The organism is Rhizobium sp. CSW-27, assembly GCF_018760785.1.
In the GTDB taxonomy this organism is placed as follows: Bacteria; Pseudomonadota; Alphaproteobacteria; order Rhizobiales; family Rhizobiaceae; genus Neorhizobium.
This window is the reverse complement of sequence record NZ_JAHHZO010000009.1, coordinates 204,968-217,220: the sequence shown is the minus strand read 5'-3', so window position 1 is coordinate 217,220 and position 12,253 is coordinate 204,968. Positions and strand designations below refer to the sequence as shown.

The 12,253-nt window shown below is 64.8% G+C and carries 10 protein-coding genes; 4 read left to right on the top strand and 6 right to left on the bottom strand.

Going from position 1 to position 12,253, the window contains the following annotated elements:
• Positions 1-5: 5 nt before the first annotated feature.
• The 3 genes from KLP42_RS18080 to KLP42_RS18070 all read left to right on the top strand — a co-directional run bounded on the left by KLP42_RS18080 (position 6) and on the right by KLP42_RS18070 (position 4,823).
• Positions 6-992 (top strand): TRAP transporter substrate-binding protein, encoded by a 987-nt coding sequence (locus KLP42_RS18080; protein WP_215568341.1) that lies wholly within the window; start codon positions 6-8, stop codon positions 990-992.
• Between the two features lie 87 nt (positions 993-1,079).
• A complete protein-coding gene (gene recX, locus KLP42_RS18075; RefSeq protein WP_215568340.1) occupies positions 1,080-1,649 on the top strand; it encodes a recombination regulator RecX in 570 nt (189 codons plus the stop codon).
• Between the two features lie 195 nt (positions 1,650-1,844).
• On the top strand, positions 1,845-4,823 hold the full coding sequence (locus KLP42_RS18070) for a DNA translocase FtsK (protein WP_502941313.1): 2,979 nt from the start codon (positions 1,845-1,847) through the stop codon (positions 4,821-4,823).
• A 3-nt stretch (positions 4,824-4,826) separates the two neighbouring features.
• Here KLP42_RS18070 and KLP42_RS18065 read toward each other — a convergent pair whose 3' ends face one another.
• The 6 genes from KLP42_RS18065 to KLP42_RS18040 form a co-directional block, all read right to left on the bottom strand.
• Complete coding sequence (locus KLP42_RS18065; protein ID WP_215568339.1) at positions 4,827-6,179, bottom strand: LLM class flavin-dependent oxidoreductase; 1,353 nt, start codon at positions 6,177-6,179, stop codon at positions 4,827-4,829.
• Between the two features lie 12 nt (positions 6,180-6,191).
• Positions 6,192-6,980 carry a histidine utilization transcriptional repressor HutC gene (hutC, locus tag KLP42_RS18060; protein ID WP_215568338.1) on the bottom strand — a complete coding sequence of 263 codons (789 nt, stop codon included), beginning with the start codon at positions 6,978-6,980 and terminating at the stop codon, positions 6,192-6,194.
• Positions 6,981-6,984: 4 nt separating this feature from the next.
• Positions 6,985-7,776: an amino acid ABC transporter ATP-binding protein gene (locus tag KLP42_RS18055; RefSeq protein ID WP_215568337.1), complete on the bottom strand. Its 792-nt coding sequence runs from the start codon at positions 7,774-7,776 to the stop codon at positions 6,985-6,987.
• A complete protein-coding gene (locus tag KLP42_RS18050) occupies positions 7,773-8,441 on the bottom strand; it encodes an amino acid ABC transporter permease (RefSeq protein WP_215568336.1) in 669 nt (222 codons plus the stop codon). The genes KLP42_RS18055 and KLP42_RS18050 overlap by 4 nt, the downstream gene beginning before the upstream one ends.
• Positions 8,438-9,079, bottom strand: a complete 642-nt coding sequence (locus KLP42_RS18045; RefSeq protein WP_215568335.1) for an amino acid ABC transporter permease — start codon at positions 9,077-9,079, stop codon at positions 8,438-8,440. Before KLP42_RS18045 ends, KLP42_RS18050 begins: the two co-directional genes overlap by 4 nt.
• Before the next feature lie 114 nt (positions 9,080-9,193).
• Positions 9,194-10,018, bottom strand: a complete 825-nt coding sequence (locus tag KLP42_RS18040) for a transporter substrate-binding domain-containing protein (protein ID WP_215568374.1) — start codon at positions 10,016-10,018, stop codon at positions 9,194-9,196.
• 256 nt (positions 10,019-10,274) lie between these two features.
• Here KLP42_RS18040 and KLP42_RS18035 point away from each other — a divergent pair, with 256 nt between their 5' ends.
• Complete coding sequence (locus KLP42_RS18035) at positions 10,275-12,047, top strand: ABC transporter ATP-binding protein (RefSeq protein ID WP_215568334.1); 1,773 nt, start codon at positions 10,275-10,277, stop codon at positions 12,045-12,047.
• Positions 12,048-12,253 lie beyond the last annotated feature (206 nt).

Genomic DNA, 12,253 nt, shown 5'->3' with positions numbered 1-12,253 from the left:
TTCCGATGGTGCTTCTCTCCCGCCGCTCCCTGCTTGCCGCCTCGGCCATTCTGGCAGCGCCCGCCCTGTGGCGGCCGGCAGAGGCCCGCACCACCACCATCACGGTCGCCTCGCTGCTTGGCGAGGACAAGCCGGAAACCCTGATCTGGCGCCGCATCGCCGAGCAGGTGGAACAGGCACTGCCCGGCCGCTTCCGCTTCAACATCGTCGCCAATGGCGCGCTGGGCGGCGAAAAGGAGGTGGCGGAGGCCACGAGGCTCGGCTCCGTCCAGGCCAGCCTTTCCACGGTCTCGGCGCTGACCGGTTGGGTGCCGGATCTGCAGGTGCTTGATCTTCCGTTTCTGTATCGTGACGCCGACCACGTGCGGCGTGTCGTGACGGGAGCGGTCGGTGCGGACCTGACGGCCAAGCTTGCCGCGCAGAATTTCATCGCCTGCAGCTTCATCGATTACGGCGCCCGGCATCTGCTGACGAAAGAACCGGTGACGCGCCCCGACCAACTGGCCGGCAAACGCATCCGGGTGATCCAGAGCCCGCTGCACACCAGGCTGTGGAGCGCCTATGGCGCGGCCCCGGTCGGCATTCCGATCACCGAGACCTACAACGCGCTCGCCACCGGCGTCGTCGATGCGATGGATCTCACCAAGTCGGCCTATGCCGGCTTCAAGCTCTACGAAGTCGTGCCCTTCCTGACCGAGACCGGCCATATCCGCGCCTCCGGCGTCGTCTTCTTTGCCGCGTCCTTCTGGCAGGGGCTGCCCGATGCGGAACGCGCCGTGCTGCGCCAGGCCGCCGAAGCGGGTGCGGAGACCTTCAACCGGCTGATTGCCGAGGACGAGGCGCGCTCGATGGAGACGGCCCGCGCGCATGACGGTCAGGTTCTGACGCCCGAGGCGCTTGAGGCCTGGCAGGCCGGCGCCCGCACCGTCTGGCAGGATGTGGCGTCGCAGGTCGGCGGCATGGCGCGCATCGAGACCATTCGCGACGCCTGACCAGCGCATGCGGGGCTCGCCCGTTGGTCGTTCCGCAAAAGGCTGGACCTCTGGCGGGCAGGGCGCTTTCGGGCTAGGACATCGGCGATGACCGATGAGACCGACGACACCGACAGGCCCGATTCCGCTTCCCCGACAGCCCGCATGCTGAGCTGGGCACGCAATTCGGCCGCCTACCGGCTGTCGAAGCGGATGATGACGGAGCGGCAGCTGGCGGATGCGATCCGCCGCAAGGCGCGGGAAAAATTCGAGGGCATCAGCGAGGAACAGCTGCAGGCCCTTTCGGAGAGCGCCGTTGCCTTTGGCCGCGACGTGAAGGCGCTGGACGATCAGGCCTATGCCGAGATCCGCACCCGTTCCGCCGGCAGGGCCGGCAAGTCGCGGCGGGCGATCACCCAGACCCTGGTTCAGAAGGGTGTCGACCGGGAAATCGTCGAAGAGGCCGTGCAGGCAACGGACGATCTGGCGGCAGGCGTCGCCTATGCCCGCCGTCGTGCCTTCGGCCCCTTCCGCCGGGCAGACCTGGACGAGAAGCAGAAGGCGAAGGAGCTCTCGGCCTTTGCCCGGCAGGGTTTCGGCTACGAGATCGGCGCCCGGATCGTTGCCATGGCGCGTGAGGAGGCCGACGAGATCCTCTCCGGCCAACCCTTCGGTTGAGACACATCTTCAACATCTGGAACCCGCCGCGGATTCTTGCTGTTATCCCTTTTTATTCAATTTGTTATGGGCTGGATGACCGCCCTGGAAAGGGGCTTGCAGGCCGGTGATCCGGCCTCTGATCGCTGCGGGCGAAAGGAGCCATTAACCTTTATTTTCTATTCATACACTGCCATCTAGTACGCGGTCGGTGTCATGCATTTTTACAGAACGAACTTCCCCAAATCCTCCGAGGCCACGCAGTCCGACGACGGGTCCTATGACCCGGCGGGCGCTGCCCAGGACCGCAGGATGCCGGCGGTTGATCCGACCCAGGTCGTGGAAGAGCAGGCGCCCTGGCAGGCTGCCTTCCGTCTTGCCCCGAATGTTCGCTTCACCCGCACGCCGGAAGCGGTGATCGCGCGGCCGAGGACGCGTGACCAGATCGCACCCGTTGCCCCCGAAGAACGGATGCCTGCCGCCAATGGCCGGCTGATGGAGCCGGTCGAGATGGCCGGCGGCGCCCGGACAGGCGAGGAGACGCTGGCGCCGGAACTGCTGGTCAATGCCCTGCAGGGTGTGGCTTCCGCCATGCAGCAACCGGCAATCCCGCCGGTGCCGAAGGTGAAGCCGGAACCCTCGCCGCGTGCCCTGATCTTCAAGCGGCCGAAGAAGCCGGAGCCCGCACCGGAAACGCCGGAGGCGCCCGCGGCACAGGCTGACGTGCAGGCTGCCGCGAACACCGATGCCCCGGTGGCCTGCGTCGAGGCACCGTCCCCCGCAACCGCAGGCATGGAGGGCGCGGCAACCGCAAGCCCCGTGCTGCCGGTCGCCGGCGTGGCTCCGGCGACTGCCGAAGCCGCATCTCTCATCGCCGCCGTTTCCGTGCCGCTTGCGGCCACCGTGGCGGCTGCTCCGGTCGTGGCACCGCTTGCGGCCGCAGCGCCGGCTGTTGCCGCCGCACCTGCCATGCCGGGGCCGGAAACGCCGGTCGCAGCACCCGTCCCTGCAGCAGCCTCCACGCCTGTCTCTCCAAAACTCTGGCTGTCCGATTTCGCCTTCTTCGAAGCGGGTTTTGCCGGCGAGATCTCGCAGTCGCCGGCCGCTGCCGGCCGCAAGCCTGAAGCGGCCGTGATCCTTCAGCAGGCGGCACTGCCGCGCCGTCCCGCAGAGGTCGTGCGCCTGCAGCATCCGCTGGTGCCGGACAGCGTGACGGCGCTTTATCGCGAGGTGCGTCCGGGCACCCGCTATCCGCGTTCCGTCGCCGCCGCCCTGACGCCGAAGATGGCGATGCAGGCCATGCAGCCGACGGCAATTGTTGCTGCAGACACTCCGGCACCAGTCGAAGCGTCCGCGCCGGCGGCTGCAGCGACGGCCATTGCCGCCATGCCGCTGCCCGTGGCTGCGCCGGACGCGATGGCATCCGTTGTCCCGCCGGTCGCCCCGATGATGGCATCGGCGATCTCCGAACCGGCGGTGCCCGTCGAGGGACCCGTCATGGCAGCCCAGCCGCTGCCAGCCGCTCCGGCCGCCGAAACCGTTACTCCCGCGGCTCCGGCGCCATCCGCGCGCACCATCGTGCCGATGTCGCGCCGTCGTCCGGAAGGTCTTCCGGGTCTCTCCGGCGCCATGAGCGTGCGCGACAGCGACGACGCCTATGAATTCCCGCCGATTTCCCTGCTGCAGGAACCCTATGGCCAGCAGGCGGAGGCCATGCAGCCGGACATGCTGCAGCAGAGCGCGGGCCTTCTCGAAAGCATTCTGGAAGATTTCGGCGTCAAGGGCGAGATCATCGACGTGCGCCCCGGCCCGGTCGTCACGCTCTACGAATTCGAGCCGGCACCGGGGGTCAAATCCTCGCGCGTCATCGGTCTCGCCGACGATATCGCCCGTTCCATGTCGGCGCTCTCGGCTCGCGTTGCCGTCGTGCCCGGACGCAATGTCATCGGCATCGAACTGCCGAATGCGGTGCGCGAAATGGTGTTCTTCCGCGAACTCATCGAATGCGAGGATTATTGGGAAACCAAGCACCGCCTGCCGCTCTGCCTCGGCAAGACGATCGGCGGCGAACCGGTGATCGCCGAACTTGCGAAGATGCCGCATCTCTTGGTCGCCGGCACCACCGGTTCCGGCAAGTCGGTCGCCATCAACACCATGATCCTGTCGCTTCTCTACCGGCTGCGCCCGGAAGAATGCCGCCTGATCATGATCGATCCGAAGATGCTGGAACTCTCCGTTTATGACGGCATTCCGCATCTGCTCACCCCCGTCGTGACGGATCCGAAAAAGGCGGTTCTGGCGCTGAAATGGGCCGTGCGCGAGATGGAAGACCGCTATCGCAAGATGTCGCGGCTCAGCGTGCGCAATATCGACGGCTACAATGCCCGCGCCGCCCAGGCACGCGAAAAGGGCGAGACGATCACCGTCAGCGTTCAGACCGGTTTTGACCGCAATACCGGCGAGATCGTCTACGAGGATCAGGAACTCGATCTCTCTCCGATGCCCTATATCGTCGTCGTCGTCGACGAGATGGCCGACCTGATGATGGTGGCCGGCAAGGAGATCGAAGGCGCGATCCAGCGTCTGGCGCAAATGGCGCGTGCCGCCGGCATCCACCTGATCATGGCAACGCAGCGTCCGTCCGTCGATGTCATCACCGGCACGATCAAGGCGAACTTCCCGACGCGCATCTCCTTCCAGGTGACCTCGAAGATCGACAGCCGCACCATTCTTGGCGAACAGGGCGCCGAACACCTGCTCGGCCAGGGCGACATGCTGCACATGGCGGGCGGCGGCCGCATCATGCGCGTGCATGGTCCCTTCGTCTCGGATGCCGAGGTGGAACATGTCGTCACGCACCTGAAGGCGCAAGGGCGCCCGGATTACCTCGGCACCGTGACCGAGGACGAGAGCGATGCCGAGGACGAGGCGGAAGGCGATGCCGCCGTCTTCGACCGCACCCCGATGGGCGCTGCCGACGACAGCGACGACCTCTACGAAAAGGCCGTCAAGGTGGTGATGAAGGATCGAAAGTGCTCGACCTCCTACATCCAGCGCCGGCTCTCGATCGGCTACAACCGCGCCGCCTCGCTGGTGGAACGGATGGAGCAGGAAGGCCTTGTCGGCCCCGCCAACCATGTCGGCAAGCGCGAGATCATCTCGGGCAAGGGCAACGGCGGCCAGGGTGACGAGTGATCGTCACCCCTGCTGCCGGGCTGCCACGTAACGGTTGACCGGCAGCGAGAGGCCAAGATTCTCGCGCAGGGTCGAGCCTTCGTATTCGTCGCGGACCAGGCCGCGGCGGCGCAGTTCCGGCAGGACAAGCGTGACGAAATCGGTGAGGCTTGCCGGCAGCGTCGGGCACATCAGGATGAAGCCGTCGGCGGCACCGGCCTCGAACCATTCCTCCATGAAATCGGCGATTTCCGTCGGCGTGCCGGTGATGCCGTTGCCGGTGCTCTTTTCCGCATAGTGGCGGATCAGGTGGCCGAGCGTGTGGCCCTTGCGGATGTAATCGGTCAGTTCTTCGAAGAGCGCCTTGGAGCCCTTGGGCTCTGCAGGAAGCCGCTCCATCGGGAAGGGTTCGTCGAGTGCTGCGCCGGAAAGGTCCGTTTCGAGGAATTCACCGAGCATCCAGCGACCGACATCCGGATGCAGGTTGTCGATGAGGAAATCGACCTTCGCCTGGGCCTCCGCTTTCGTTGCGCCGACATTGATGACGACGCCCGGCATCATCTTCAGGTCGCTCGTCTGCCGGCCATATTTCGCCATGCGGCCCTTGACGTTTTCGGCAAAGGCCTTGTTGCGCTCCAGATTGGAGGCAAGGCTGAAGACGATTTCGGCGGTGCGGGCTGCCAATTCCATGCCCGGCTCCGAGCCGCCGGCCTGGGCAATCACCGGGCGCCCCTGCGGCGAGGCGGCGACGTTCAGCGGCCCGCGTACCTGGAAATGTTTGCCCTTGTGGTTCAGGATGTGCAGCTTGTCCTTGTCGTAATAGAGGCCGGATGCCTTATCGAGCACCAGTGCATCCGGTTCGAAACTGTCCCAGAGGCCGAAGACGACATCGACAAATTCCGCGCCGCGCTCGTAACGCCAGCTGTGCGGCGGCAGCCCATCAAAATTGTAGTTGTAGCCCGTTTCGTCATGATCCGAGGTCACCACGTTCCAGCAGGCGCGGCCGCCGCTCAGGTGATCGATGGAGGCAAAGATGCGGGCGATGTTGAACGGCTCGTAGAAGCTGGTCGAGGCGGTGGCGACGAAGCCGATCTTCTCGGTCAGCACGGAGAGCGCCGAGATCAGCGATAGCGGCTCGAAACGGTTCATCTTGGTTGGAGAACGCGATAGCGCTTCGGGATCGCCAATGGCGGCGGCGGGCGAATCCGCCAGGAACATGAAGTCGAATTTCGCCGCCTCGGAGATCTTCGCCACGTTCAGCAGGTGGTCGATCCTGTTGGCGCCGTGAACGTCCGCATCCGGATGGCGCCAGGCGGCCGGGTTGAAACCAAAGGTATAGACGAAGGTGCCAAGCTTGAGCTTGTCGGGGCGTGCCATGGCGGCTTCCTTTCAGGAGGGATTGGTCTTGGACTGTCTGCCGTGCAGGGGGGTGAAACGGGCAGTGAGAGCGTGCTGGCTGCCGGGATAGGTCAGCCGCACCCGCGTCACCGTCTCCTCCAGCCGCCAGGTCTGCCGCTCGACAACGAGGACCGGCGCGGAGCGGGGAAGGCAAAGCGCGGCGGCAGCGCCGGCGGAGGCGGCTTCGGCCGAGATCCGGTGTTCCGCCGCACTCCACGGTACATGCTTCAGCAGCCACTGGCCGGGCGCCAGCGTCTCGAAGGCCTCCGTCTCGGCCTCCGACGCGATGGAAAGGTTGATGATGCGCTCTTCGAGGCAGAACGGCGCCTCACCGGCAAGATGCAGGACGGAGATGGCCAGCACCCTGGCGCGTGCCGGCAGTGTGGAGAGCGCCTGCTCGGTCTTTGTCGGTCGGCGCACCGTGCGCGACAGAACCCTGTGACGATAGGCAAGGTTGAGGGCACGCACCTCCTCGCCGATATCGTAGATCTCCAGAATGGCGCTCTGCCCGTCCTGCGGCATCACCACGCTGCCGGTCTTGCGCCGGCGCAGCAGCAGGCCCGCGCGCGCAAGCTCCGTCAGCACCTTGTTGACCGTCATGCGCGAGCAGCCATAGGTTTCGGTCAGCGCCTGTTCGGAGGGAATGCGGTGGCCGGCCGGCCAGCGCCCGGAAAGAATGTTGCCTTCGATATCCTGCAGGATGCGCCGATGCAGCGACACCGGCGCGGCCGAACCGCTGTCGGAATGACGGGGGACCGGGATCTGCGGCGTGCTGTCCATGCCTTCAGGCCAGCATGGAGGCGCCTCGATCCAGATAGGTATCGAGGAACTGTTCGAGACGCAGATGGCGCGGCTTGGCAAAAATTTCCGACGGCGGCCCGGTGAAGAGCAGGCGCCCCTGGTCGAGGAAGCTGATCTGGTGGCCGACGGTCGCAGCAAAGCCGATCTCGTGACTGACGACGACCATGGTCATGCCCTCGGCGGCAAGTTCGCGCATGACGTTCAGCACTTCGCCGGTCAGCTCCGGATCGAGCGCCGAGGTCGGCTCGTCGAACAGCATGATTTTTGGCGACAGTGCCAGCGCTCGGGCAATCGCCACGCGCTGCTGCTGGCCGCCGGACAGCTGCGAGGGGTAATGGCCGGCGCGGTTGGCAAGGCCGACCTTGGCGAGCTGCACCATTGCACGCTCTTCGGCTTCTGCCTTCGGCACCTTGTGCACGGTCTTCAGCGCTTCGGAGACATTGCCGAGCGCCGTCATGTGCGGCCAGAGATTGAACTGCTGGAACACCATGCCGATCTGCGCGCGCACAGCGCGGATCTGGCCGGCCGGCAGCCGTTCGCGTTCGCCCTTTGCATTCTCGAAGAAGCCAAGTGCCTCACCATTGACGGTGATCATGCCCTCGCTTGCCTCTTCCAGGAAGGCGAGGCAGCGCAGAAGCGTGCTCTTGCCGGAGCCGGAGGGGCCGATCAGGCAGGAAACCTTGCCTTCCGGCACGTCGAGATCGATCTCCTGCAGCACGGTGGTGGTGCCGAAACGCTTGACGAGGCTGCGGACGGAAATAGCGGGAAGCGTCATGATGCGGCAAACCTGAAGGTGGAGAGACGGGTTTCGGCGAGGCGTCCCAGACGGGCGGCAGCCTCGACGATCACCCAGTAGATGATGGCAAGCAGGAAGATCGCTTCCAGGAAGGCATATTCCTGCGATCCGATGGCGCTGACCGTCGTTGTCAGTTCCGGCACGGTGATGATCGACAGCACGGCGGATTCCTTCAGGAGGATCACCGCGAGGTTGACCGAGGGCGGCAGCACGATCAGCGCCATTTCCGGCAAAAGGATGCGGCGGATGATCTGGAAGCGCGTGAGGCCGAGGCACTCGCCCGCCTCCACATGGCCGTGCGGAACGGAGGCGTAACCGGCGCGGAAGATTTCCGAATAATAGGCCGCCGCATAGATGCTGAGGCCGAGAAGGCCGCAGGGGATCGGATCAAGGGAGATGCCGATGAAGGGGCCGCCGTAATAGACGAGAAAAATCTGGATCAGGAAGGGCGTGCCGCGCAGCACCTCCACGGCAAGGCCGAGCGGCACGTCGAGCAGGCGCCCGCCATAGCGTCGCAACGTCGCGACGACGAAGCCGATGAGGATGCCGAGCAGCATGCCGGCAATCCACAGTGCGAGCGTGACGCCGGTGCCGCTGATGATCTCCGGCAGGTGTTTGAGGATGACATTCGGATCGAAGATCATTTGGCGGCTCCCGGCAGGGAACGTTCGCCATACCGGCCGGCCAGCGCCACGGCCCAGCAGATGACGAGATAGATGAGCGCCGCCGAGGAGAAGATCTCGATCGGCATATAGGTCGAGGAGGCGAGATCCTGCGCCATGCGGGTAATCTCGACGATGCCCACCACCGAGACAAGCGACGAGGATTTCAGGATCATGATCGCCTCGTTGACGAGCGCCGGAAAGGTGAGGCGAAGCGCGATCGGCACCTTGATGCGCAAAAAGACCTGTCTCGGCGAAAAGCCCACCATGTCGGCGGCCTCGATCAGCCCCTTCGGCACGCTTTCGAAGCCGCCACGCAGGTTTTCCGCCTGGTAGGCGGCGGTGCAGAGCGACATGCCGACGATGGCCGCGACGATGCTCGGCACGTTGAGGCCGATGAAGGGCAGGAGATTGTAGATCAGCAGCAGTTGCACGAGCAGCGGCACGCCGCGGAAGAAGCTGATGAAAAATTCCGCCGGCCTGCGGTAGAGCGCCTTGCCGGACAGCAGCGCTGCCGACAAGCCAAGCGCAATCAGGAAGCCGAGCCCGATGGAAATGGCACTGATGCCGATCGTCCAGACGGAGGCCTGGACCAGCAGGGAAAACAGCTTGAACGACATGGTCTTGTCCGCCGCGGCGAAAGGAGGCCGGACAGGGAGCCCGGCCGGGCAGGGGATGAAGCCGGTTCGCGTGCCGCCCGCCTCGAAGGGCAGGCGGTCAACGCGTCAGGCGGATCAGATCGCCGGTTCCTTGACGGCGTCCGGCGTGTCGAACTTGGTGCCGAACCACTTTTCCTGCAGCTTGGCCATCCGGCCGTCACCCTTCATCTTGATGAGGGCGGCATCGATCGCATCCATCAGCGAGGCGTAATCGGCATCCTTGCGGCCGACGAAGCCGAAATAGGTCTTCTTGCCGAAGGGCGGCTGCACCACTTCGAACATGCCGGCGCGCTGTTTGGCGACGAAGGCGATGTTCGGCAACGAATTGGCGACGGCAACGATACGGCCGGCCGCCATGTCGGCATAGGCGTCGTTGAAGGCCGGATATTCGCGAATGTCCACCTTGGCCGGCAGCGTCGCCGAGAATTCCGTCAGCTGGGCCAGCTGCGCGGTGGCCTTGCCGACGCCGACGGCCTTGCCGGCAATGTCTTCCGGCTTGCTGATCGGAGCGCCGGCCTTCTTGAGGATGGCAACCGTCGCCTCGGCGATCGGCGCGGTGAAGCGGTAGCGCTCCATGCGGGCCTTGGTGATGGTGGCCGGACCGGCGACGACGTCGAACTTGCCGGCCTCAAGGCCCGGCAGCACGCCTTCCCACGGCAGCGTGACCCATTCGATCTTCACGCCGAGCTCCTTGCCCACTTCATCGAACAGGTCGACATTGAGGCCGACATGCGCGCCCGCATCGATGAAATCGAAGGGGGCGAAGGCGGTTTCCGTGCCGACCTTCAGCACGCCGGCGGCCTTGACCTTGGCCAGCACGTCTTCCGCATGGGCGGCAAGCGAGGTGCCAAGCAACATGGCGGCACCGACCACCGCCTTGAGGAAAAATCTCTTCTGCATCATGATGACTCCCGTTCCAGTTCCGGACTGCGTGCTGTTCCCCACAGGTTGCCGGTGTTCCGGCTTCTTTTGACTATACAAATAGAGCCAGACGCGCAGCCTGTGTCAATCGGATTGTATAATTTTTTTGCATGCATAATTTGTCGGCAGACTGATCCTGTATCGGTTTCGGCCATCGCGGGTTTGCAAATGACGGCCGACCGGTCTATTCCGGTGTCCATGCCTCAAGATTAAGCCGCATCTCCGGAAATCCGCCATGTCCCAGATCCTCCGGCGCTTTGCCGCCTATTACCGTCCGCATACGCGTCTGTTCCTGCTGGATTTCGGCTGCGCGGTGGCATCGGGTCTGCTGGAGCTTGCCTTCCCGCTGGCGGTGACATTGTTCATCGACCGCCTGCTGCCGACCGGGCAGTTCGGCCTGATCGCCCTTGCCGCGGCCGGCCTTCTGGTGATCTACCTCATGAATGCGGGCCTGCAGGTGATCGTCACCTATTGGGGCCACATGCTCGGTATCAACATCGAGACGGAGATGCGGCGCAAGGCCTTCGACCACCTGCAGACACTCTCCTTCGGCTACTTTGACAATGAGCGCACCGGCCGGCTGGTGGCGCGGCTGACGAAGGATCTCGAGGAGATCGGCGAGGTGGCCCATCACGGGCCGGAAGACCTGTTCATCGCCGTGATGACGCTGATCGGCGCCTTCTGCATCATGCTGTGGGTGCACATGCCGCTGGCGCTGATGGCGGCGATCATCGTGCCGCTGACGGCCTTCCTCACCACCCATTACGGGCAGAAGATGACGCAGACCTGGCAGGCACTCTACGGCCGGGTTGCGGATTTCAACACGCGCATCGAGGCCAATGTCGGTGGCATCCGCGTGGTGCAGGCCTTCGCCAACGAGGATCACGAGCGCCGCCTGTTTGCCCGCGACAACAGCCAGTACCGCACGACGAAGCTGCAGGCCTATCGCTACATGGCCGCCTCAATGTCGCTCACCTATCTGTCGATGCGCTTCGTGCAGGTGATCATCATGCTGGCGGGTGCCTGGTTCGTCACGCAGGGCTCGCTCAGCGCCGGCGGTTTCGTCGGCTTCCTGCTGCTGGTCAATGTCTTCCTGCGGCCGATCGAGAAGATCAATTCGGTCATCGAGACCTATCCGAAGGGCATTGCCGGCTTCCAGCGCTATCTGAACTTCCTCGACCAGAAGCCGGAGATCGTCGATCGTCCGACGGCAAGGCCGATCGGCCGGCTGGATGGCGATATCGTCTACCGGCAGGTGGGCTTCCGCTACGGGAGCGGCCGCCCGGTGCTGGACAGGCTGGACTTCACCATCCGCGCCGGGGAAATGGCCGCCTTTGTCGGGCCTTCCGGCGCCGGCAAGACGACGCTCTGCTCGCTGCTGCCGCGCTTCTACGATGTCACCTTGGGCGCCATTTCCATCGGCGGCGTCGATGTTCGCGACATGACGCTGAAATCGCTGCGCGGCAATATCGGCATCGTGCAGCAGGATGTCTTCCTGTTTGCCGGCACGATCCGCGAGAACATCGCCTATGGCAGGCTCGATGCAACGGAGGCGGAGATCCGCGAGGCTGCCCGGCGGGCAAGGCTGGCGGATGTCATCGAGGCCATGCCGCAGGGGCTCGATACGGTGATCGGGGAGCGGGGCGTAAAACTCTCCGGCGGTCAGAAACAGCGCCTAGCCATTGCTCGCATCTTCCTGAAGAATCCGCCGATCCTCATTCTCGACGAGGCGACCTCGGCCCTCGATACCGAGACCGAGCGGGCCATCCAGGCCTCGCTGGCCGAGCTATCGGTCGGCCGCACCACGCTCGTCATCGCCCATCGCCTGGCAACGATCACCCGCGCCGACCGGATTTTCGTCGTCGATCAGGGCCGTATCGTCGAACAGGGAAGCCATGCGGAACTGGTGGCCCTCAACAGCGGCCTCTATCGCCGGCTTCACCAGGTGCAGGTGGAGGGCATGGCGAGCCTTCTGGACGGTTCCCGCCCGACAGAGCAGACCGCCTGAGCCGGGTTCCGCCCGCCTGCCGCGCAACCGGCCTCCGCCGCAATCCGACCCGAATTTCCTGATTGACGTGGCCGCGCCGCCGCAGGGTGAAGCTTTTGGCAAGAATGTCGCGCCAAGATGGGTGCTGCATTTGCGAAGCACCGTGGGCGACAATATATACCTGTTCCTTTGAAGATCCGCATGACCGGCCGGCCATGCGCGACATG